Origin of the sequence: Polluticoccus soli (assembly GCF_029269745.1) — a bacterium.
Classification (GTDB): Bacteria; Bacteroidota; Bacteroidia; order Chitinophagales; family Chitinophagaceae; genus Polluticoccus; species Polluticoccus soli.
In genome coordinates, this window is record NZ_JARJHT010000001.1 from 539,337 (window position 1) to 563,087 (window position 23,751).

At 44.8% G+C, this 23,751-nt stretch carries 20 protein-coding genes; 10 read left to right on the plus strand and 10 right to left on the minus strand.

Features of this window, described 5'->3' with window-relative positions; genetic code table 11:
• Nucleotides 1-139: 139 nt before the first annotated feature.
• Nucleotides 140-571 (plus strand): SRPBCC family protein, encoded by a 432-nt coding sequence (locus P2W83_RS02610; protein WP_276132130.1) that lies wholly within the window; start codon nucleotides 140-142, stop codon nucleotides 569-571.
• On the opposite strand, the gene P2W83_RS02615 is transcribed toward P2W83_RS02610, so the two are convergent.
• The 4 genes from P2W83_RS02615 to P2W83_RS02630 all read right to left on the minus strand — a co-directional run bounded on the left by P2W83_RS02615 (nucleotide 568) and on the right by P2W83_RS02630 (nucleotide 6,780).
• Nucleotides 568-1,146, minus strand: a complete 579-nt coding sequence (locus tag P2W83_RS02615; protein WP_276132131.1) for a D-glycero-alpha-D-manno-heptose-1,7-bisphosphate 7-phosphatase — start codon at nucleotides 1,144-1,146, stop codon at nucleotides 568-570. The genes P2W83_RS02610 and P2W83_RS02615 overlap by 4 nt on opposite strands.
• Nucleotides 1,147-1,157: 11 nt before the next feature.
• A complete protein-coding gene (locus P2W83_RS02620) occupies nucleotides 1,158-1,730 on the minus strand; it encodes a D-sedoheptulose-7-phosphate isomerase (protein WP_276132132.1) in 573 nt (190 codons plus the stop codon).
• A 73-nt stretch (nucleotides 1,731-1,803) separates the two neighbouring features.
• Entirely contained in the window at nucleotides 1,804-2,853 is a 1,050-nt protein-coding gene (gene queA, locus P2W83_RS02625; RefSeq protein WP_276132133.1) for a tRNA preQ1(34) S-adenosylmethionine ribosyltransferase-isomerase QueA, read from the minus strand.
• A 306-nt stretch (nucleotides 2,854-3,159) separates the two neighbouring features.
• Nucleotides 3,160-6,780, minus strand: a complete 3,621-nt coding sequence (locus tag P2W83_RS02630) for a BamA/TamA family outer membrane protein (RefSeq protein WP_276132134.1) — start codon at nucleotides 6,778-6,780, stop codon at nucleotides 3,160-3,162.
• Between the two features lie 294 nt (nucleotides 6,781-7,074).
• Here P2W83_RS02630 and P2W83_RS02635 point away from each other — a divergent pair, with 294 nt between their 5' ends.
• Nucleotides 7,075-7,599, plus strand: coding sequence for an RNA recognition motif domain-containing protein (locus P2W83_RS02635; protein WP_276132135.1), 525 nt, complete (start codon nucleotides 7,075-7,077; stop codon nucleotides 7,597-7,599).
• Nucleotides 7,600-7,647: 48 nt separating this feature from the next.
• Here P2W83_RS02635 and P2W83_RS02640 read toward each other — a convergent pair whose 3' ends face one another.
• On the minus strand, nucleotides 7,648-9,201 hold the full coding sequence (locus P2W83_RS02640; RefSeq protein WP_276132136.1) for an ArnT family glycosyltransferase: 1,554 nt from the start codon (nucleotides 9,199-9,201) through the stop codon (nucleotides 7,648-7,650).
• An 82-nt stretch (nucleotides 9,202-9,283) separates the two neighbouring features.
• On the opposite strand from P2W83_RS02640, the gene P2W83_RS02645 reads away from it, so the two are divergent.
• From P2W83_RS02645 to P2W83_RS02665, 5 genes are all read left to right on the plus strand, one after another.
• Nucleotides 9,284-10,657 (plus strand): dipeptidase, encoded by a 1,374-nt coding sequence (locus P2W83_RS02645; RefSeq protein ID WP_276132137.1) that lies wholly within the window; start codon nucleotides 9,284-9,286, stop codon nucleotides 10,655-10,657.
• A 60-nt stretch (nucleotides 10,658-10,717) separates the two neighbouring features.
• Complete coding sequence (locus P2W83_RS02650; RefSeq protein WP_276132138.1) at nucleotides 10,718-10,960, plus strand: hypothetical protein; 243 nt, start codon at nucleotides 10,718-10,720, stop codon at nucleotides 10,958-10,960.
• A gap of 120 nt (nucleotides 10,961-11,080) precedes the next feature.
• Entirely contained in the window at nucleotides 11,081-11,773 is a 693-nt protein-coding gene (gene cmk, locus P2W83_RS02655; RefSeq protein WP_276132139.1) for a (d)CMP kinase, read from the plus strand.
• A 64-nt stretch (nucleotides 11,774-11,837) separates the two neighbouring features.
• On the plus strand, nucleotides 11,838-13,526 hold the full coding sequence (locus tag P2W83_RS02660) for a DNA polymerase/3'-5' exonuclease PolX (RefSeq protein ID WP_276132140.1): 1,689 nt from the start codon (nucleotides 11,838-11,840) through the stop codon (nucleotides 13,524-13,526).
• Nucleotides 13,527-13,564: 38 nt separating this feature from the next.
• A complete protein-coding gene (locus tag P2W83_RS02665) occupies nucleotides 13,565-14,722 on the plus strand; it encodes an RsmB/NOP family class I SAM-dependent RNA methyltransferase (protein WP_276132141.1) in 1,158 nt (385 codons plus the stop codon).
• Between the two features lie 2 nt (nucleotides 14,723-14,724).
• Here the strand turns inward: P2W83_RS02665 and P2W83_RS02670 are convergent, their stop codons facing one another.
• The 3 genes from P2W83_RS02670 to mnmA all read right to left on the minus strand — a co-directional run bounded on the left by P2W83_RS02670 (nucleotide 14,725) and on the right by mnmA (nucleotide 18,364).
• Nucleotides 14,725-16,389 (minus strand): S8 family peptidase, encoded by a 1,665-nt coding sequence (locus P2W83_RS02670; RefSeq protein ID WP_276132142.1) that lies wholly within the window; start codon nucleotides 16,387-16,389, stop codon nucleotides 14,725-14,727.
• A 7-nt stretch (nucleotides 16,390-16,396) separates the two neighbouring features.
• The gene (locus P2W83_RS02675; protein WP_276132143.1) at nucleotides 16,397-17,161 is read right to left on the minus strand and encodes a hypothetical protein; all 765 of its coding nucleotides are present in this window, start codon (nucleotides 17,159-17,161) and stop codon (nucleotides 16,397-16,399) included.
• Between the two features lie 108 nt (nucleotides 17,162-17,269).
• The gene (gene mnmA / locus P2W83_RS02680; protein WP_276132144.1) at nucleotides 17,270-18,364 is read right to left on the minus strand and encodes a tRNA 2-thiouridine(34) synthase MnmA; all 1,095 of its coding nucleotides are present in this window, start codon (nucleotides 18,362-18,364) and stop codon (nucleotides 17,270-17,272) included.
• Between the two features lie 156 nt (nucleotides 18,365-18,520).
• On the opposite strand from mnmA, the gene aroB reads away from it, so the two are divergent.
• Genes aroB through P2W83_RS02695 form a run of 3 tightly spaced genes read left to right on the plus strand, consistent with a single transcriptional unit; the run spans nucleotide 18,521 to nucleotide 21,801 of the window.
• Nucleotides 18,521-19,561, plus strand: coding sequence for a 3-dehydroquinate synthase (aroB, locus tag P2W83_RS02685; protein ID WP_276132145.1), 1,041 nt, complete (start codon nucleotides 18,521-18,523; stop codon nucleotides 19,559-19,561).
• Nucleotides 19,545-20,822 (plus strand): 3-phosphoshikimate 1-carboxyvinyltransferase, encoded by a 1,278-nt coding sequence (gene aroA / locus P2W83_RS02690; protein WP_276132146.1) that lies wholly within the window; start codon nucleotides 19,545-19,547, stop codon nucleotides 20,820-20,822. The genes aroB and aroA overlap by 17 nt, the downstream gene beginning before the upstream one ends.
• On the plus strand, nucleotides 20,815-21,801 hold the full coding sequence (locus P2W83_RS02695; RefSeq protein ID WP_276132147.1) for a chorismate synthase: 987 nt from the start codon (nucleotides 20,815-20,817) through the stop codon (nucleotides 21,799-21,801). Before aroA ends, P2W83_RS02695 begins: the two co-directional genes overlap by 8 nt.
• A gap of 6 nt (nucleotides 21,802-21,807) precedes the next feature.
• On the opposite strand, the gene P2W83_RS02700 is transcribed toward P2W83_RS02695, so the two are convergent.
• Both P2W83_RS02700 and P2W83_RS02705 read right to left on the minus strand, forming a co-directional pair.
• A complete protein-coding gene (locus P2W83_RS02700; RefSeq protein WP_276132148.1) occupies nucleotides 21,808-22,827 on the minus strand; it encodes a YiiX/YebB-like N1pC/P60 family cysteine hydrolase in 1,020 nt (339 codons plus the stop codon).
• 14 nt (nucleotides 22,828-22,841) lie between these two features.
• A complete protein-coding gene (locus P2W83_RS02705; protein ID WP_276132149.1) occupies nucleotides 22,842-23,729 on the minus strand; it encodes a transglutaminase family protein in 888 nt (295 codons plus the stop codon).
• Nucleotides 23,730-23,751: the final 22 nt, after the last annotated feature.

Sequence of the window (23,751 nt, forward strand, 5' to 3'; positions counted from 1 at the left end):
CCTATAAAAAGGGAGCAGAAAGATTCCCAAAATGACCTGAACGCAGGAGCTTCAAAAGCTTAGAAATGGCTGTAATAATTATACTCAGGCGCCAGTCACATTTGCAAATAATCGCATAAGTTTGGTCAAATTACCCAATATGGACAAACTGATGGCGAAGGCCGAAATTACGATAAATGCACCAGTTTCAAGGGTTTGGGAAGCGCTGACGGACCCAAAACAGGTCAAACAATACTTTTTCGGGACCGATGTAGCCTCTACATGGGAAGTTGGCAGTCCATTGACCTTTTCTGGTGAATGGGAGGGCAAATCTTACGAGGACAAGGGCACTATATTAAATAAGGACCCGAACAAACTGCTGCAATTCAGTTACTGGAGCTCGATGAGCGGAAAACCCGACCTGCCGGAAAACTATGCGAACATCACCTACAGGCTGTCTGAAAACGAAGGTGTCACGACATTGGTCGTGACACAAGATAATATTACTAATAAGGAAGGCCAGGAACACAGCCAGCAAAACTGGGGTATCGTGCTCGGCAATCTCAAAAAACTATTGGAAACAGGCAATTAGCCCACCACCTCAGCCACCTTTATTGTTTTTGCCCAGGCCAGCAGCGAAGGATACTGCTCGTCTATAAGATCGTGCGGGAGCTGGTGGGGTGCATGTTTAGTAGTCAGAAATACGGTGTGCATGGCCATGCGCTTGCCGAATTCCATATCGCTAAGGCTGTTACCAACCATTACACTACGTTTAAAGTCGATCTGTGGAAAATCTTCTTTGGCCTGGCTTGCCATACCTGTATTGGGCTTACGGTTGTGATCGGTATCGGCTACGGCCGTGCAGGCATACACCTTATCGATACGCCCACCATTGGCTTCTATTTCGCCGGTCATATGATTGCTAATATCTTTCAGCGCCTCAAAGCTCATGATTCCTCTGCCTACTCCGCGTTGATTGGTAACCACAACTATGTTTCCGAATATTTCATTCAGCGTTTTCAGCGCCTCAAGCGCTCCGTCGCAAAATCGAAATTCTTCCCAGGAGGTAATATAGGAGCCAACAATCTCGTCATTTATCACCCCGTCGCGGTCAAGAAAAAGCGTCCAGCTTTTATCGACCTGTGCTTGTATGTCAAATACTCCCATGCGTAAATATTTTAAAACAATTTTTGTTCCACCAACTGACAAATGATGTGCCCGAGGGTGATATGCGTTTCCTGGATACGAGGCGTGTCTTTACTGGGTACATCCAGGAGAAAATCGCTCACGGCCTTCATTTTGCCACCACCCTCTCCCGTAAACCCAACAGTAATCATACCAAGTTCTTTCGCCTGTGTCATGGCATTGACAATATTAACAGAGTTGCCTGACGTGCTAAGTCCCACCAATACATCGCCCTTACGACCAATACCTTTTATCATGCGGCTGTACACCACATCGTAGCCATAATCGTTTGCCACAGCGGTTAGGAAAGAGGTATTACAGTGTAATGCTTCTGATGGTAAAGGATCCCTGTCGGAGTAAAAACGGCCACTGAATTCGGCAGCCAGGTGTTGCGCATCGGCAGCGCTGCCGCCATTTCCACAAAAAAGCACCTTGTTTCCTCCTTTGAACGCAGAAACTATAGTATTTGTTATCTGCTCTACATTTTTTAACAATTCCGGGCTATTCAGCACTTGCTGTTTCGTATCTATCGATGCCTGAAGTATGTCCTTAATAGTCTGTTGCATGCTTAACCAAAAATACAACAGCGTGCTCAGGAAAGAACACGCTGTTTTAAAAACGTTAGTATAATGTGGATTACTATATGACCATCATCGCATCGCCGTAACTAAAGAACCTGTACTTCTCTTTAATGGCGGTCTGGTAGGCCTCCATAGTCAGGTCGTAACCTGCAAAGGCGCAAACCATGATCAGCAGGCTTGTTTTAGGCAAATGGAAGTTTGTAACCAGTGAATTGGCGATATTGAAATCGTAGGGCGGATGGATGAACAGATTTGTCCAGCCTTCAGCCGGCTTCAGCAAGCCCTGTGCGGTTACTGAGCTTTCCAACGCACGCATGGTAGTGGTACCGATAGAGCATATTTTACGACGTTCCGTCTTTGCCTTATTTACAATCTGAGTGGCAAATTCATCTACACGGAAATATTCTGCATCCATTTTGTGTTTCGACAGGTCTTCCACCTCAATAGGACGGAAGGTACCTAAACCTGTATGCAGTGTGGCTTCGGCAAATTTTACACCTTTGATCTCAAGGCGCTTGATCAATTCGCGACTGAAGTGCAAGCCAGCAGTAGGAGCTGCAACCGCACCTTCGTATTTAGCATAAACGGTCTGGTATCGCTCTTTATCTTCCTCTTCAGGCTTGCGTTTGATGTATTTTGGCAGTGGGGTTTCGCCCAGCAATTCCAGCACATTCTTGAATGCCTGCTCATCACCATCGAACAGGAAACGGATGGTACGTCCGCGTGATGTAGTATTATCAATTACTTCTGCCACCAACTCATCGTTGTCGCCAAAGTAGAGTTTGTTACCTACGCGTATCTTCCTTGCTGGATCAACGATCACGTCCCAAAGACGGTTGGGCTTGTTCAGTTCACGAAGCAGAAAAACTTCAATCTTGGCACCCGTCTTCTCTTTACGGCCATATAGACGTGCGGGGAAAACCTTTGTATTGTTTACCACCATTACATCCTTATCGTCATAATAGTCGAGGATATCGCGGAAAATCTTGTGTTCTATCTTGCCAGAGTCGCGGTGTACAACCATCAACCGGCTTTCTTCCCTTGTTTTAGCCGGGTGTTGCGCTATGAGATTTAGAGGCAGGTCGAATTTAAATTGCGACAACTTCATATATGCAAGAATAGTTTAAAAGTGGGCAAAGTTAGTAATTAATTCCACAAATAGGAAAATGGCTGTTTGGAAGCTATTTCTTGTGATTTTTTGCTGGGCATTTACACAAACAAGGTTTATCCCCGCTCTTTAAGCTGCCTAAACTGCCTGATAAGCTCCAGCGGGGTGCCTACTGATGTCAGCACTGGCGCAAAAAGAATCACACCAATGGTAAACTAATCTATACCCGACAAAGCACAGCCCAACAATCTCTCTGGCAAGGCGTAATCAATCAGAAGTGCCGACAATCACCAAAAACTTCAGAAATTAGTTATTGCCCATAAATATCAGGTTGATACGCTTACCAACACTGAAGCTCCATAGTGTATCTTCAGGCGAAAAAGCTACAACAGCCGACACAATGAGCACGTTGAACGGTGTGAGATAAATGCCACCACCGTAGGAGTTATGCCATTTATCCGATTGTTCATTTTTCATCCACACCCTGCCAACTTCTTCAAATCCCACCAGTCCAAATTGCCCCTTAATTACATACGCGTTGAAATCCAGCAGCTTCCAGCGCAATTCGAGCGAGCCATATGCCATTGAAGAGCCCGTGAATCTGTTTTTCCGGAAACCGCGGAGGTAGTTATGCGCCCCAAGCGAAAATGCCTGAAAATATTCAAAACTGTCACTCAGTACATGCCCTCCTCCAGCTCTGACAACTGCTACCAGGTTGGATGGATGGCTAAGCGTCGCGTACAATGTAAGGTCTGAGCGAACGCTTGAGAATGGATCAGCAGCGTTGCCAAGCGGTTGCAGCATTGTTAGCGTGGTATTCCATTCCAGACCTTTTCGGGGCCACAGCTCCTGGAATAGGTTGTCTACGCTAAAAACCAATTTACCACCGGCGTATGACTTTTGTTCAAAAACGCTGGCAGAATCAAGCCCTACCACCGATGGCGTTTCCAAAACCCTACCCTCATTTCGCTTCTCATTATTTTGATAGTTAAAATAGGTAGGACCAGCCGCCAAACTCATTACTCCCCGGTTAAGAAACCTCTTCTTCAGCAGCAGATCCGCAGAGAGGTAATTATACCTGGCCCGGTAAAAATCTATTGGCTTTGACTCATCGCGAACAGACTCATTACCAAACCCGAAGAAGTAGTTCAACACGGGTCTGACATATTCTGCATTAGCCTGTAGATCCCAGTTGCGATAAAAATTGACGAAATCGCCCTTATACCGGACCTGAAATGCCTGGTTGCCTACGGCAAACAGTGTTCCCAACCGATGCATAACTGAATCTCTAAATCCACGTTTCACGCGATTTAATCCGATACCTAATAAAAAGCCATCATCTTCATTTATACCCGCGCGAATGACTGGAAAATCAAATTTATTATGCAGTATTTCTCTGAAAGTGTATTCATTTACCAACGGGTCGGATGAGAACAATTTTGTTGTTCGGCTTTTTGCGACCACTTCATTATCCTCATACGACAAATCATAAAGGAAATTCCTGGACTCACCGTCCATATTAAATGTATCGTTCCCTTTACCGCCCAAAACATAGAACTTGATGGTTGATTTCGTATCCTGATTCATTTCAAAATAATCATTGCCATTAAAGCCATACAACCTGATCTCGCGGGTTACTGCGGGATTAAACCACCTTTCGTACTGTAGAGAAGTGCTGCCGTCATCATCTCTCCCGTACACCCTTACCCACAAACCCGAATTTTCGCCGGAGACACTGAAAATATCATCTTTATTAGAACCGAGGACATTCACTTTTCTAGAAAGGAAGCGATAATACTCCAGGCCCTTTTCCTGTATCTGATTCCTGCGACTTATCAACTTGTTTCGAAAATCCTCTCCTCTAAATGCTTGTATCTCATCTGGCAACTTTGACACTGCACTGCTAATGACATCATCGGTGATATTGTTTGCCACTTCTGCCGAAGCGTCCTTCCAATCCTGCTCATCCATCTCACTCAAAAAAAACATGTCTACATCGCGTGCGGTAAACGCAAGCCTGCTAACTTTAGTTATGTCATAGTCGAAATTTTGCATGTAGGCCAGGATTGGCTGTTTGCGGGCTTGTTTGATAAGAAATCCATCTGATGCGAACAATGCCTGATCGCGATCTTTGGGAATCGGATAAAATAGCTTTCCGTCGGAAGTGTCAGTTTCGCCCCATTTCCATTGCGCGTAATGCCTGTCGAAATCAGAGAGCAGAAAATCAACCAAACGTGCTTTGATCATCGTTTTTGCGTCTTTACGGTAATTGTGATGATCTACGATCTTGTTTACGGCATCAAAAGTGGCATCCGACTCCTGCACGCCGTCGCGGGTAGGCTCCCGTTCTTCAAGTTGGCAAACCGTATTGGCAAACAGAACGCGATACTCGCCCAAAGCAGGATCATTTGGCACAAACATAACTTCTGGCTTAGCATGTGGAACATCGACCGCTGCAAGCAAGTCCGGCACTACCAGTGAGGCGTAGGGATTGGACGACGAGATCATGTCCTGCGCAACCGAATTGGCCACGGTTCCTTTCAACCCCTCGGGCATTACCTCTTCTAGGTTTTTATTAACCTGACGAAGTGTCCATTTCTTACCATTATGATCCTCCAACTGAAGCGATTTACTCTGATGGCCGCCGCCAAGTGCTTCAATTTTCAACCCTCCTTTTTCTTTGTTGATATGAAATACTTTCATCTTCACCGGGGTCGCCCAGTCCTTCCGATAGTTGTCTCCAAGAAACCACCTGTCGAAGCCTGAAACATCCATATAACTAGTATTGGCCGCGGCTACAAAACTATCAGCCTCTACATATGGCATTTTTGCAGTGTCAGGGGCATATGGAGGCATCGTCGAATAATTAAAGATGTCTCCCGAATAGGCCAACCCGGCATGTTGATTCTCGATCGTGTAGTATTTTATCCGAACTTGCTTGTTCTTCAATACTTCAAGCACAGCAAAACCAGTCTCCTGCTCGGCAAACTGAACACGTCTCATGTGGCGCACACGGGTGGTTTTACCAGCAGCACTGCTAACGATATAATTGATACCTTCAGAATTCAACAGCTGCAGGTTCCGCTCCTGGCCTGCAGCAAAAAGCATGTAAGGATGAGTTTTCAGATATTTGGGAATATCTTTTAACATCTGTCGGTAGGCTTCGTTATTCATATCCTGCTTGGTAGTTATGGCATTGCGAGCCAGTGGATAGAGTGAGCCTAGTATTGGCAACGGCAGGTAAAATTTTCTTAGTGCAGTGATATCTGTAAGCGGGAACAGATGCTGCTTAAAGCCAAACGAACCACTATGCAGTCCTTTATTATAAAACGGATGGTGGCTGACAAACAGAATAAATTTATCGTAGTTGTCTTCAACAATGTCTTCAACTTCAACCTTCAGTTCTTCAATCGTTCGATGCTTACAATCAGACTCAATGTCGGTTTTTTCATGTTCGTGAAGCCACCACTGACTATTGAATACCACCATTTGCGCATCATTCCCCAGGCTAAGTTCTTCGGGCCCTGCGCATCCCCCGCCGGGAAGAAATTTCACATTCTTTTCTCCCAGACCTTCGATAAAACGTTGTTGTTCCAGCACATACTTGAGGCCGTTCTTCTTACCATCATCCCATTCATGGAAGCCGGGCACAAATATGGCTGTGGCCTCCGTACCTTCTACAAGTTCCGCTTGCGCTCGTAACGCGTCAAAATTGCCGTCATCGTCAATATTATTTCCCAGATAAACGACCGTTGTATTTTTGTCGAGGGGTATTGTTTCTTCAACAGCCCTAAGAAAACCAGGTCTTTGGCGTAGCGAGGCCCCGGCATTGCCAATAAGAATAACCCTGGACGAAATTTCTTCCTGCGCTTTTAGGCCCTCTGAATACAAAAGCAATAAAAGCAGGCAAGTATAAAACTGACGCATTTATGTGTATATGGTTGTACCCCCTACGCATACAAATCTGTTGCCGCCGACGGTCTTTGCCAATTTCCCTCATTTTTTTTAGCCAGCTCAAGTCAATCTATATATCTATATGGGAAAAAATATCTACAATTAACACCATGTAAAATCGTGGCTAAGAAATAAATTGCCAGCAATTTAATTTTACTATCTTTAGCAAGGATATCTATCCGGAGGTGTATTTGGCATTACCTGCACGACTGAAGCTATTCATCTTCACATGAAACATGCCATATTATTTTTAATACTTAACTAATTATGAATCTTTTTGTTGGCAACCTTAGCCCAGAAACATCCGAAGATCAACTTCGTCAACTTTTCTCTGAATTCGGACCGATCAAATCGACCAAGATTCCCCTGGATAGTGCAACTGGTTTACCGCGTGGCTTTGGCTTCGTAGAGATGGAAGATAAGTTCCATGGTTACGATGCTATTGACAACCTCGACTGCACCTACTTCATGGGGGCAATCATTTCTGTAAAAGAGTCTAAACCAAAGAATCAAGGCGGTGGCGGCGCACATCGAGGCGGTGGCGGCGGATTTAACAGGAACCGCAACTTCAATCGCCAGGAAGGTGGTAGCGGCGGCGGATTTAACAGGAACCGTAGCTACAACAATAACAGAAACGATCGTAGTAGCAATGATCGTAGCAGCTATAACTCACGTGGAGGCAACTATAATAGCGGAAACAGTTATAACAACGGCAATAGTTATAACAGTGGCAGCAGCTACAATAGCGGTGGTTATAACAATAACAATGACAAGGACTATAACAAGCTGTAAATTCCGATAGTTTTAAATAAAAAAACGGGAGCAAATAGCTCTCGTTTTTTATTTACTGGCAGGCTTACTGACGCGCAAGACGGTGCTGTTATTCACCTTAAAATCATAGACAGTTCTCTGCCCTTCATAATCTTCAGGGTGGTACCGAAAAAAAGTAACAAAATAGTCCCACTTATCCTTTTCACCCACCAAAACTATGCGGCTCCGTTGATGTTCCGTAAGGAAATAAAAATTATTAGGAATAGCATAATGGCCGTCCGGGCCACCTATTCGAATTGAAGAAGCAGAATCGTGTTCCAGGATATATTCAAATGCTTGCTTCGTACTTGCCCCCCAATAATCCATTTCGTAATTATGCCGAATATATTCAGGGCTCCTACTCATCAATTCATTGAAGTACAATTGCTGAAAAGGATGATTTTTGATCATAAAAAAGGCAAGCAAGCCAAGTTGCAAAACTGAAACACCAACAACAGCAATCTTCAACCGGGTTGCTAGCAGCTTCTGTATTGCCAAAATGACAAACATCAAAAAACCAGCGAAAATAAAATATAAGTGACGCCAGTCATCATATATAACCGCATGCAGGATAACAACCATACAAACCGGCAAGAAGAATACCAGGAAATAAACTATAAAACTGCTTCTGGGAAGATCAGTCAGATATATTACCGGCTTCTTTAAGAAATCGATCACGAACCAAACTATTCCTACAACACCGAGTAAAAGCCACAGGATAGGCGTAGTTAAGGAAAACCACAGTGGAAAATATTGTATCGGCAGATCTGTAGCGTTTACGTAGGCGCCCTGCAAAAGTACCGTACCATCCCAGCGAAAATGCGCCATCCGTTGATAGCTTTCAATAAAATTATTTACGGGTCCTGTCCATAGCAAAGGCCAGAAAAATATTGTAGCCAAAATGCAGGACAACGCAAAAGAGACGATCCGTAGGATCACCGGTCGCAAAAGTTGCTTGTCTATCCTTATACACACTATTGCATTAAGCAACAGCACCAACCCTACAGCAGCAGGCATGATTACTCCCAATATTCGAATACATGTTGTATATCCGCATAAAAGCCCCGCAATGATATACCACTTGATCCTTTTAGTTTCAAATGCTCGGTAAATTGCCAGAAGAGTGATGAAAAAAAATGAAAGAAAAACCACGTCCTTGCTGTTGAAGTAGGAATGTGCATAAAACCGGGGAAATAACAGAATGATCAGAAATGAAATGCTTGCGAGCAGGACATTTTTATAGGTTCTAAACACAAGAATGTAGGCAGATAGACACCCAATAAGAAACAATATGTGGCAAGCCAGGTGCCGCATCAGGTAAACATCACGATACTTCTGTATGCCCAGTGTTTTTTCGATTCCTATTAACACTACCTCGAAGGCAGGACCGTAGTCTTTGTTAAAATAATTGTCTAATGAAGCACGGTCTCCGTGTATAATATAGTTATAGTTAACGTTACCAATTTCCCGTTGGGCCGTCTCATCCCAAGACATTCCATAGTCCTGATAGCTGATTAAACCCACTATAAAGGCAATAGCAAATAACAAGACGCCGGGAACATAAGGCGAACGAAGAAAACTCATATAGGGAAAATTTGGGGTGAAACTATGATATAGTTGCTACAAGAAATAGCATTACATACATTTGAGCCCTAAACACACGATCATGCAAGTTTGGAACGACTACTTATCTCAAAACAAACAACGCTTTCTCGATGAACTGCTTGATTTGTTACGTATTCCATCGGTTAGCGCCGACAGCAAATACAAAGAAGATGTTGCGCGCTGTGCTGAAGCAGTGAAACAAAGTCTGCTTAATGCAGGTTGCGATAATGCAGAAGTTTGTCCAACCGCCGGCCACCCCATTGTGTATGGAGAGAAAATGATCGATCCGTCTTTACCTACTGTGTTAGTTTACGGTCACTATGATGTTCAACCAGCCGATCCGCTGGATCTATGGCACAGTGGTCCCTTTGAGCCTGTAATCAAGGACGAAAAGATCTATGCCCGTGGCGCTTGCGATGACAAAGGCCAGATGTTTATGCACGTAAAGGCTCTGGAAGTAATGACAAAAACCAATACCCTTGCCTGCAATATTAAATTCATGATCGAAGGAGAGGAAGAAGTGGGTTCTGTAAACCTTGGCAAGTTTCTTGAGGGCAATAAAGAAAAACTGAAAGCAGACATCGTACTTGTATCAGATACTTCGATGATCAGCATGGAGCATCCTTCATTAGAAACCGGGCTCCGCGGCCTTGCTTATATGGAAGTTGAGGTAACTGGCCCTAACCGCGATCTTCATAGCGGTGTTTATGGCGGTGCTGTAGCTAATCCAATAAACATCCTTTGCAAAATGATCGCATCATTGCACGATGAGAACAATCATATTACCATTCCGGGCTTTTATGACAAGGTACAGGAACTAAGCGAAGCTGACCGCAAAGCGCTTAACAACGCTCCCTTCGATCCCGAAGAATACAAAAATGACCTTGGTGTAAAAGCTGTATGGGGAGAAAAGGGATACACCACGCTGGAACGTACAGGCGTGCGCCCTACTCTGGATGTGAACGGCATTTGGGGCGGCTATACAGGAGAAGGTGCCAAAACAGTATTGCCGTCTAAAGCCTATGCTAAAATATCTATGAGGCTGGTGCCAGACCAGACTTCACACGAGATCGCCAAAATGTTCCAGCAACATTTTGAGAGTATTGCCCCCGATTACGTACATGTGAAAGTCACCGAGCATCATGGAGGCGAACCCGTAGTTACCCCGACCGACTCAGCTGCATACAAAGCCGCTGCGGAGGCCATTAAAACCTCGTTTGGCAAAGAGCCCATCCCTACGCGCGGCGGTGGAAGTATTCCTATTATTGCCCTTTTTGAGAAGATCCTTGGTTTAAAGACGGTGCTTTTCGGATTCGGATTGGATAATGATAACATCCATTCGCCAAACGAGAAGTATGACGTATTCAACTATTTTAAAGGTATCGAGACACTTCCCTATTTCCATAAGTACTTTGCCGAAATGAGCAAGAACTAGGATTTGAGCTATGAAAAATGATATTTCTGTATTACATTTATAACCCAAACGGAAGACCTGATGAAAAAATATATAGCGGCTTTTACGTCCGGCATTTTTACGCTTGCAATATTTAGTGCCACACTGTTTAGTGCTTGTACCAAGGAGAAATGTATCAGCGAAGCGCTGAAAGCAAAACATCAGGCTGATAAGTGTCCGACAACGTGTCCAGGTGTTATTGGTTGTGATGGTAAAAAATATTGTACAAGCTGCGAGGCCTATAAAGCCGGCAATACGTATCTGCGTCAGAACACAAATAAATAATACTTCATTTTAAAATAAAAAAGGCGGTCTAATGACCGCCTTTTTTATTTTAAAATATACAGGATTAATACAACAAACACAATATTTTTTTTCCCGTTTGGATAACTGACATTTGTAAGCATGAAGGCTCCGAAGATAATTGTAGCGATAGACGGTTATTCCTCATGCGGCAAGAGTACGCTGGCAAGGCAACTCGCTGCAAAGCTTGGGTACAACTACATAGATAGCGGCGCCATGTATCGCGCGATAACGCTCTATTTTTTGCGAAATGGTGTTAATATCCGCGACAAAGAACAAGTAGCGGAGGCTCTCTCGAACATTCATCTGACATTTGTTTTCAATGAACATACAGGTAAGTCCGAAATATGCCTGAATGAAGAAAATGCGGAACACCAGATACGCGATATGCTGGTAGCGGAAAAGGTGAGTGAAATTGCAGCTATACGGGAGGTGCGCAGTTTTGCGGTGGCACAGCAAAAACAAATGGGCAAGAAAAAGGGCATCGTGATGGATGGCCGTGATATAGGCACAGTAGTATTTCCGGATGCAGAACTTAAAGTATTTATGACGGCGGAGCCCGATATACGTGTTATGCGCCGCTACGATGAGCTGGTAGCAACCAATCCTAGCATTACCATAGATGAGGTAAAACATAACCTTGAACTTCGTGACTATATCGACAGCAACCGTGAAGAGTCTCCGTTACGACAGGCTGAAGATGCCATAGTACTTGACAACAGTGTACTTACCCGTGAAGAACAGTTGCATAAAGTAATAGATTGGGTAAAAGAACGAGCTAGCGTCATAGCTTGACAAAATACTTTTTCACTTATTTTTGAACCTGCACTGCAGGTTTTTTTTATTTCAACACTGCCTCATGACCAACTACGAAATTGCTGACCATTTTTCGCTGCTGTCAAAATTGATGGACATACATGGCGAGAATTCTTTCAAGTCGAAATCATATAGCATAGCCGCATTTAACATCGAGAAGCTGCCTGTAGAGATCGAAGACATGGATGACTCACAGCTATTTAGCCAGAAAGGAATTGGTGAAAGTACGGGTAAAAAGATTCGTGAGATACAACAGAGCGGAAAACTAGACGCGCTGGAGAAAATCATGTCAACAACGCCACTGGGAGTATTGGAAATGCTGCACATCAAAGGTCTGGGACCCAAAAAAATATCAGTGATATGGAAAGAGATGGGTATCGAAACCTTAGGGGAACTTGAATATGCATGTAATGAGAACCGCCTGGCTGCCATCAAGGGCTTTGGTGCAAAAACACAGGACGGGGTACTTCAAAGTATCTCATATTATCGTAAGAACCAGGGCTTTCACTTGTGGGCAGATGTTGAGGAAACTGCAATACACCTGGTGATACAGCTCCAAAAAACATTTACTGGCAACCTGTTTGCCCTGACCGGCGACATGCGAAGGCAAAATGAGGTAGTAGAATTTGTCGAGATCGTAAGTGACATCACAAAGGAAACTGCCATCAGGCAGTTTGAAGCGATTGCAGACACGGTTGTGGAAGAAGATCCCAATAACCTGCTCATAATACGCATACCAGAGCAACCGGTTATTAAGTTTCACTTGTGCAACACGGCTGCCTTCTATCACACTTTGTTTGCTACAACGGGTAGCAGTGAATTCATGAAGGCTTTTCTTGAAAAATACACTCTCCCTGCAACACCCGAAAACGAGGAGGTCATTTTCACGCAAAACAACCTTTCCTATATTCAACCAGCGATGCGGGAAACTGCGGGCATCCTGGACAAGGCTGCGGCGCACACGATGTATGATATCATCATGCCTCCAGATATAAAGGGCATCATACATAGCCACTCTACTTGGAGCGATGGCGCAGATACCATTGAAACAATGGCCAAAGCCGCGAGGGATAAAGGCCTTGAATACCTGGTGATCAGCGACCACTCAGTGTCTGCATATTATGCCAATGGCCTTTCGCCAGAACGCATTGCAGCGCAACACCAGGAAATAGACGCACTAAATGCAAAACTGGCACCATTTAAGATATTTAAGAGCATTGAGGCCGACATTCTTGGAGATGGCAGCCTCGACTATAACGCCAATATTTTGAACACCTTCGATCTTGTTATCGCTTCGGTACACAGCAATTTGAAAATGATGTTGGAAAAAGCAATGAGCCGGGTGATAGCCGCAGTTCAAAATCCGTTTACGACAATCCTGGGACACCCAACGGGCCGTTTATTATTATCGCGGGAAGGCTATCCTATTGATCATAAGATGGTGATAGATGCATGTGCGGCACACGACGTGGTGATCGAAATAAACGCGCACCCTAGAAGGTTAGATATTGACTGGCGCTGGATAGAGTATGCTATGGAAAAAGGAGTATTGTTATCCATCGACCCTGATGCCCACTCTGTAGCAGGCTATCACGATGTTTATTATGGTGTGATGGCCGCTCAAAAAGGCGGTCTTACTGCCCGTCATAACCTTAGCAGCTTTTCTTTAAAAGAGTTTGAAGAATTCCTGGCCAAATACACAGCTAAAAAGCAAACTAAAGCGGTAGCTTAAATTAGAATTTGCGTGGCTGTTTTTTACTTTTATAGCTGATGCGCTATATTCAGCAACATATCAAGACCATCGTTCGCACTTACGACGGTGCAATGCCGTTGACTTATTTCTTGAAAAACTTTTTCAAGGCAAATCCAAAATTGGGAAGTCGTGACCGAAAGATATTGAGCGATATGGCTTACAGCTGGTATCGTTGCAGTAAAGGTTTTGACTATGCACTTTCTTTTGAAGAAAAGCTAAACAGTGCGTTGTTTTTATGTGATACTCAATCGTCGCAAGTATTATCCTTCCTTCCTGAGGCATGGCAACAGGCAAAGACATCCGACGTCTCCGGTCGAATTCAATTCCTGGCTGCACAAAACATTGCATTCAATATAGAAAAGCTGGCCCCATTTAAAGCGGAACTATCTGACGGTATCACAAGACTAGGCTGGTTGCAATCTATACTACAACAACCGCGGTTATTCATCAGGGTTCGCGACAAAGCGCTGGTTCCTGCACTATTGCAGGAACACAGCGTACCTTATGTATGGATGAATGAGTCTTGCATGAGCATTGCCAATGGCAGCCCTGTTGACAAGATACTTGTAGAAGACAGCTATGTGGTTCAAGATGCCTCGTCTCAAAAGACCGGAGACTATTTTCATCCCCATAGCGGTGAGCGTTGGTGGGATTGTTGCTCCGGAGCTGGTGGTAAATCGCTACTGTTGAAAGACATTAATGGCGATATCGACCTAACGGTATCTGATAAACGCGAAACCATTATCCACAACCTATTAGAACGTTTTCGTCAATACGGTCATAAGCGACCCAACGCACAAGTGCTCGACTTAACCAATATTGAAAGGATACGAGAAAGCCTGGGAACAAAGCCATTTGACAACATCATATCCGATGTACCATGCACAGGTTCTGGCACATGGGCTCGCACCCCCGAGCAACTCTATTTTTTTAAACAAGCATCTATCGATGACATCTCAAAACTGCAATTGACGATAGCAACAAACGCAGCCAAACAACTGAAAAGTGGCGGAAACTTTCTTTATATCACCTGCTCTATATTCAAAAAGGAAAATGAGAACGTTGTTGAGCAGCTGGCACAACAAGCGGGGATGCAGCTAAAGGAACAACACCTTATCAACGGCATCGATGATAAAGCTGACAGCATGTTTATTGCAATACTGAAAAAGGACTAAGATCAATTTTTTTCCAGTCGAACGGTATGTTTGCGGTCGGCATCTGTAACGGTCAGAAAATAGACCCCTACAGGCAACTGTGGTGTCTCAATTGTGAGGTAATGCGTACTTGTATGCAGCACCCTTTTCTCTAAAAGTATTTTTCTCCCATCCATCGCGGTCAATAGCAGTTCTACCTCCCCACTGTCATGGTACAGCTTCACCGTAAGGTCTTTGGTAAATGGGTTAGGCCAAACGGCTAGCCAATTGTCTGAGCTAAGTGCCGGGCCTTTGATGCCGAGGAGCTCTTGCGCTTTTTTGAAATCGGGCACGCCATAACCCAAGTGGTTATCCGGCGTAGTATAGGCATGAGCGCTTTCAACAATCGCTCTTTTTATCTGGTACGCATTACGGCTTGGAGATGATTGCCAGAGGCAGGCGGCCCACCCCGCTAGCTGTGGGGTAGCAAAGGAAGTACCATTAATAAAGTTTGCGTTGACACCTGTTGAAAGCACCGCCGCAGGGTTACCAACCATACAAACATCAGGCTTACGGCGACCCGAAGCATTAGGCCCAAAGCCACTATTGGTGGCAGGTACTTTAAACTCGTTTACAGAACCCACGGTTATGGCACTGTCAGCATCTCCTGGCGTAAGTATATAGTTCCAACCGCCGCCACCCTCGTTGCCGGCCGAGGCAACGAAGATCATTCCTTTGCTTACAGCCAAATTTGCTGCCTTAGCAGCTACACTTGATTTGCCGTCGATATCAGCGTATACAAAAGGATAGTAAAATGGATTTGTATACAAGTTATAGCCGAGTGATTCGGTAACAATATCTGCGCCTATGCTATCTGCACGCTCCGTAGCTGCCAGCATGTTATCGAGCTCGATCTCCTGCTCTTCCAATGCATATTCGGTAATATATAAGGCATATTGCGCATCCGGTGCAGCACCTACAAATGTATCCGGCACATACGCTGCAATTGTAGACAAAGAAGAGGTACCGTGCGACGAATACCCATAGACACTATCGGAGTCGTATACAAAATTGCGTTTGTCAACCAGGCGACCAGAGTTACGCATGTAGTCAAAAGCCCGGTTAGTATTCACCCAACTAAAACCTTCGTCCAAAACTGCAATGAGCTTTCCTTCACCCCTGAAACCATAATTATGAAGATGGTCGCCGTTTACCGTATGAGTCTGATTGTATGTCGTTCCATAAAACGCCGGACTTGCCGAAGTTTTCGCCAGGCCGGAGAGTTCTGTTTCAGAATCAAATTTACCTTTACCAGTTTGACGATTATGTAAACCGGTGGGATAAGTAGCGATGTGTTTTAGAGCAGCGATATAGGGCTTGCCATTCAACAACAATATGTCGGTGGAATCATTGGTCAGTACCACACAATGGTTCAGCCATCGTGATGTAAGGTGCAAAATGCCACCGGTTATGGTGAGTACACTATCTATATAATCGGTAGATACCGGTCGATCGGTAGAATCAACTGACAATCCCTGCGCGGTGCGCCTGTCTATTGACCGTTGTGAAAGAAAGGCCTGTGGATTGGAAACCGGAGGTGAACCCTGCTTATCTGTAAAACTTACGCGAAAGGCATACTGAGGCTGCGCGAATAATATTTCGCTCTGTACACAAACCAACAAACACAAGAGACTCCCCCACCAACGCATACAGAAACTAGTTATGATCAACCGCGCGCATCACTACGCTGGTACCCTTACGGCACCTGTTTGGCTGATCAGGGTCGTTATTGAAATAAGCTTCAGGGTTGTAGGTCCACCTAATATATTCTTTATACACCAAGCCTATGCCGTCAGCAAATACTTCTTTGCCATAAGTGCGGCTGGCATGCGCTTCTGGTATACGCTCAGGATCATTCTCTACCCTGTCTACCTGGTTAACGATCAAGGTGTTTGGATAAATAACTTCACCAGTATTAAATGATTCACCAACGTTAGAATAGTAGAAATCCCAACCATCATAAAATTTCAGGTCGGCATCGTTGGTAGGCACATAGGAGTTTCCCTTCCATGTAGCTCTTTCCCTGACAGGGAATATCATTTTCACCTGGCGCAACCCACTCTGTGCCCATTCCAGGTTCACATCGGTTGGGGTAACATACAGTACATCGTGCAGCGTCCAGGATTGGCCTGTTAGCTCACGTATGCGGGTATCGATGCGATAAGACAGCCTGCCTTGCGCGTCTGTGAATGTATCGGCTACTGTGTACATCATCTGGTACTTCTTTACCAGCTTTACGCAAGCTGTATCATACCAGATAGTTGAGTCAACGTTGTACGTGATATATTTACCTTTTTCTAACGGAATGTACCTTGCATTCTCGTCTGTCAGTTGTGTCACAGGATCCGCCTTTTTGCACGAAAAAATGGACATAGTAGCGAGCACCGCCAGGCATATAAAAGGTAAAATCTTTTTATTCATAAGACTTCAGGTACAGTTATTTCCGTAAATATAACTAAAGAAATGAAACGCAGGTAGTTTTATTACCCCTGAAATCCAATAAAAAGAAGGAAAATATCCGCTGAAAAACTACAGACCCGAACGTATGATACCGCCACCGATCACATCGTCCCCTTCATAAAATACTGCCGACTGGCCCGGAGCGATACTACTTACTACGTGGTCAAAATGCACGTGTAGTATATCGCCTTCAGGATACAATTTGCTTTCCGTACCCGGATCTTTGTAGCGGATCTTGGTAGTCGCTTCCATTCCTGTCGGTATTTCGGCATACTTGATCAGGTTCAGCCCGCTCACCATCATGCCGCTTTGTTGCAGTTCGTCAGCTTCACCCAGCACCACCGTATTGGTCTCAGGGATGATCTTAGTAACGAAAACTGGCTTGCCGAGGGCAATATCCAGCCCCTTTCGCTGGCCAATGGTATAAAAAGGATAACCGCGATGCTTTCCGACCACGCTTCCGTCTGCCAGAACATAGTTGCCCCCTTCTACCTCCGCTTCCAATGTCGGGATACGGTGTTTCAGGAAATTGCGGTAGTCGTTATCTGGAACAAAACAGATCTCGTAGCTCTCTGCTTTCTTCGAAAGTTCTTTATAACCCATATCAAAGGCCATCTGGCGCACTTCCGTTTTCAGGTAGTCGCCCAACGGGTACAGGCTGCGACTCAGGCAATCCTGCCCAAGTCCCCAAAGCACATAGCTCTGGTCTTTGGTCAGGTCTTTGGCCTTAGAAAGTACAAAACGGCTATTTTCTTCACGGACCTTTACATAGTGACCGGTCGCAATAAAATCGCAGTTAAGAGCATCCGCCCGTTTCAATAGGGCTGCCCACTTAATGTGGGTATTACAAAGTACACATGGATTGGGTGTGCGCCCTGCCATGTACTCATCAACGAAGTTATTCACCACAAAATCGCCGAATTCTTCGCGTATATCCAGTACATAATGAGGGAAGCCATGTTCAACGGCTGCCTGGCGGGCATCGTTGAACGAATCAAGGTTGCAGCAACCAGTTTCCTTTTTGCCGCCACCCGCCGATGCATAGTCCCATGTTTTCATGGTAATACCTACAACCTCGTATCCCTGGTGGTGCAGCATAAGGGCCGTAACGGTACTGTCAATACCGCCGCTCATCGCCACCAAAACTTTACCGTTCCTGCTCATTGTACTTAAAAAAGAACCGCAAAGGTACGAAATATGGGTGAGGCCCCGGTCTCCCTATTATAGATTTTTAACAACTCTTGTGAGTTAACTTTTATTGGGAAAAATGGGTCAAAACATTAGCCTTCTTATTAAACATTCAGTTATTTTTGGCCGCCAATGCAGTATAGCCTAACTTTTCCTACCGGTACCGTCCAATACATGCTTCATAGCCATTTTGAGGCACTGGATGGCATTTGCGACCGTAAACAGGCAATTATCATTACCGATAGTAATATTGCGGGTCAGTATAAAAGCCTTTTTCAATCGTTCCAAGCGGTGATCACCATACCTGCAGGTGAAAAGAACAAGTCATTGACCACAGCCAGTTCTGTCATTACCCAGCTTTTGGCCCAGAAAACCACAAAAAAGACCTGGATAATCGGTGTAGGAGGAGGTGTGGTAACGGATATTGCAGGATTTGTTGCATCTGTTTATATGCGCGGGGTACCCTTCGGTTTTGTACCCACCTCCCTTTTAGGGATGGTAGATGCTGCTATCGGTGGAAAAAACGGGGTTAACCTAGGACTTCAGAAAAACCTGGTAGGCAACATCAAGCAGCCCAGGTTCATTTTATACGATACAAGCTTTCTGAAAACACTCCCTGAGAAGGAATGGAGTAATGGGTTTGCGGAAATAATTAAGTACGCCATGGTTTTTGACGAGCGTCTTTTTACAGAACTGTCAAAAAGGGACATTGGTTACTACAGGGACAACCCGAATGCACTGTCGACCCTGATCGAAAGCTGTGTAAATATGAAGAACAAAATAGTACTGGCCGATGAACAGGAAGGCGGTGCCAGGAAACTATTGAACTTCGGGCATACTGCCGGCCATGCCTTTGAAACTCTTTACCAACTGCCACACGGCTATGCGGTAGGACTAGGAATGATCCTTGCCTGCATCATCTCTGAAAAATATGGCCTGCATAGTTCGGCCAAGAATAAACTTGCGATCGCCCTGCTGAAGTATCAATTGCCAATAACGCTTGATTTTGACAAGAGCAGGATCATGGAAATATTGCGCCTTGACAAGAAGGGCAATGCAGACTCCATCGACTTCATAATGTTGCAGCACATTGGAGAAGCGGTTGTAAGAAATATTCCTTTCGATGTGATAGAGAACTCACTATCCTATTTTACCTATGCAAGCAGCCATTAGCCCGGGAAACCTCTTTGGAGATATCCAGGTTCCTGCTTCAAAAAGCATGATGCAACGGGTGTGCGCTGCCGCATTGCTGCATAATGGTAAAACAACCATTATTAACCCGGGTATGTCAGATGATGACAATGCAGCGCTTAACATTATACAAGCGCTGGGAGCTGATGTAGAGCAATTGGACAACCGCATTGAGATAACTAGTCATGGTATATTTCCGAAGACAGATTCTATCTTTTGCGGGGAGAGCGGGCTTGCTGCCAGGCTATTCATACCCATTGCCGCCTTGTCGAATAAAGCGATTCGTATAGATGGCTCGGGCAGCTTAATAACACGCCCACTCGACTTGTTTACCGAAGTGCTGCCAAGAATGAATGTTACCGTTCAGCACAATTCTGGCAAACTACCATTTGTGGTTCAGGGTCCTCTTCAGGCTAAGGATATTGAACTGGATGGCTCTTTGTCCTCTCAGTTTCTCAGCGGCATTTTATTTGCAGCGGGATACGATTTGCAAGAACCAATAAACATCACTGTCAACGAGCTCAAAAGCATTCCTTATATCGATCTTACACTGGCTGTACTCAAGCGGTTTGGCTACGTGATCGGGCATAATGGCTACAAAGTTTTCACCATCCAGCCAAGGGTCAACGTTCCAAACGAGATTACCATTGACATAGAAGGAGATTGGAGCAGTGCTGCTGTATTGATGGTAGGAGCGGCATTAACAGGTGCTGCTAAGTTCTCGGGATTGAGCATCAACAGCCAACAGGCAGATACTGCTATTCTGCAAGCACTAAACCTTGCCGGAGCTCAAGTAACTGTAGATAATACGATCGAAGTCAAACAAGGCCCGTTGAAAGGATTTGAATTTGACGCGACTCACTGCCCTGATCTTTTCCCGGCACTAGCCATACTCGCATCCTGCTGCCCCGGCGAAAGCCGCATACATGGCGTACATCGATTGATCCATAAAGAAAGCAACAGGATAGAAAGTATCTCTGATATGCTGGAGGCCTTTGAAGTATTTCATGCGGTTGAGGATGATGCTTTATATATCGAGGGCAAGCGCACTTTTGAGCCAGCTAAAATATTTTCACACAACGACCATCGCATAGCTATGGCTGCTGCTATCGGCGCCCTGAGAGCCTATGACACAGTTTACATTACAAATGCAGATTCGGTAAATAAATCTTATCCGAATTTTTTCACAGATTTGCAGAAGCTAGGCGCTCATGTGCGCATGGCATTTGACACTTATGAATAGTTTCGGTCGCATTTTCAGGGTCAGCATTTTGGGCGAATCACATGGCCCCGCTGCAGGAATTGTCATCGACGGCTGCCCGCCGGGCATCGATATTGTTGACAGCGATTTTGAAGCCGACCTTCTACGTCGCCGGGCAGGTGCAGCTGGCACGACTCCACGTACAGAAGACGATCAACCAAAGATCATAAGTGGTGTGTTTCAAAATAAGACAACCGGTGCTCCCATCACAATCCTTTTCGAGAATAATAACACCCGTTCTACCGACTACGAAGCCTTAAAAAACACACCCCGCCCTGGCCATGCCGACTTCGTACTGCACGAGAAATTCAAAGGCTATAATGATTACCGAGGCGGAGGCCATTCTTCTGGCAGGCTTACTGTGGCTTTGGTTGCAGCAGGTGTTATTGCAAAAAAAATACTCGATAATATCTCGATACATGCAGAACTCGTAGAAGCTGGAGGCAATAAAAATATTGAAGAAGCAATACAGGCAGCTGTTGAAGCGCAGGACAGCATAGGCGGCATTGTAGCATGCACAGCATCTGGCCTGCCTGTTGGTTTGGGCGAACCATTCTTCGATTCGGTAGAATCCTGCATCAGTCATCTTATCTTCTCTATTCCCGCCATCAAAGGTGTGGAATTTGGCAGTGGCTTTGAAGCGGCCAGCATGAAAGGAAGCGAGCACAATGATGCCATAGTTGATGCAAAGGGTACAACAAAAACAAATCATGCAGGTGGCATAAATGGCGGCATAACTAACGGTAATGAACTTTATTTCCGGGTAGCCGTCAAACCCACAAGCAGCACGCCGCAACAGCAACAAACATGGAATAAGCAAACACAATCAGTGGAAGCATTCACCGTTAAAGGTCGCCATGACCTATGCATTGCTTTACGTGTGCCGGTTGTAGTCGAAGCTGTCACCGCTATTGCGCTGGCAGATCTTATGTGTATGAACCACAGTGCTGACCGATATTGACAAAGGCTACAGCTGCTGAAGCCGAATAATCTGTATGTCCTTATTGCGAGACATAGCACCTGGATTGATGCCTTTTTTACCTTCCGGAACCGGCTTGCCGAGCTTCTTAAAATAATCGACCCAAAACGACATAATGGTATCTGTGCCCGGCTCTTTAAAGGTCATCTTATTTAGCTGGAAGAATGGCTTGTTCTTGTTAGCTTTTTTAAAACACTCGTACACTAGTTCAGAGCAATAATATTTATCATTACCCATTTCGAAGGCATCGTCATATCCTTTGCCAATATACTTCTTTGCTATCTCTGCACTCTCGTCTGCCAACGAAGACTGCTCATCTTTCAATCGGCCAATCACTACCCTGGGCTTGCCACTTGCGTCTTTTGTACGTGCAAGAAAATCATTTACAAGTGTAGCTTTCACAGCACCATAAGCTTCCACCACCATCATCTCATTGCCCATCTGAACTACGATACCGCAGTGTGAAAAATCCATTCCGTCTATTCCCTCAGTCACTTTTTCAATAGCATCACACTCGGCTCCACAATCAAGGTCCTGGAACAAAACGTCGCCTGGCTGTATGTTGTAATAAACATCATTGCTTTTAACAACAGCATTTGTCACCATATTGGTAAACGTATCGGGACGATCCTTGTGATCCAGACTGTCAGTTGTAACAAATCCTTGCGCAGTTAAGATGATCTCTCTTGCGTTCGATTTTACTACAAGCGATTTATTGACACGATTATTGGCCCATCCCTTAGTAGTGAGTGATGCTTGTACACAGCCCTGCCCGCCGGGCCGTACCGGCGATTTGTCGTAATTACTAACAAGCAGTATTGAGCCGGAACTTTTCACATCAGAAATAACCAAAGGCTCGTTGCCTGTGTTGTGAAAATACCAAGTTATGTTGTAGATAGGACCTTCCGGTACTTCACCCAATTCAACAATAGTATTTCCGAAATCTATTTTAGGCTGGGCCAAGCAATTAAACGAGCAGCATAGCAGCACGATGGTAAGGAGTCGCATTCTAAATGGAATAATTATTCTCCGCGATTGTCTACAAGGATATTCATCAGCTGCTGTATCTCTTCAGCCTTTTCTTCTTCTCTCTTGTACTTGTAACACAGATTTAGCTCTTCGAGCATTTTGTAAATAATACGCTTCGACAACAACGGCGTGAAATAATTATCCCTGTCACGTGCATTGATCTTACGCAAGTAGGCATCCACATCTTTCTGCGTGTATACCATACCATTCATCGGGTCGATGTAAAACTGTGTTTGCTGCACTACTTCGTCTGGCGGACTAAGAAAATGATGAAGTGTATCTATGTATGCAAACACAAACTGTCTTGGAATATCTACGGCAAATATGGGAATGTCCAGCAACTCGCAAAGCGACAAGTAAAGAATGCCCAAAGAATAAGCATTACCCTGCTTGCTTTCCAGCACCTGGTTGATGAAGAAATACTTTGGTTCGCGCTCAGTGAGCTCGTGTCCCTGCATTTTATAATAGTTGTATAAAATGCTGTTGAACACGTTTACCTGCTCCAAAGGAGTCAAGTAGCTATTGAGCTCCAGCCATATATTTCTCCTTATCTGGTCAAATTGGCTAAGGATAGACGGAATATGCAGATCGGGGAACTGGTATTTGGCAATCAGGATGGCACCTCGCAACAATTCCGGATTCTTACTATGGCTCCATTCAAAAAATTCTTGCTGCAGGTCCTGGAAATGAACCCTGTGTATCAGGAATTCAATGCGTTCCTGCACCGATTCATCGATGGTAACCTCCCAAAGCTGCTCCAGGTTCGGAATGATCTCGCGGCCATAATGCAGTAATTTTTCGGCTACCGTTCCAAACACATCTTCATCCGGATCGTCGATCAGGGTCAGCAACGCGGTGATCTCTTTGCTATTTTGCTGCATACTCAATTCACTTCCACTCTTA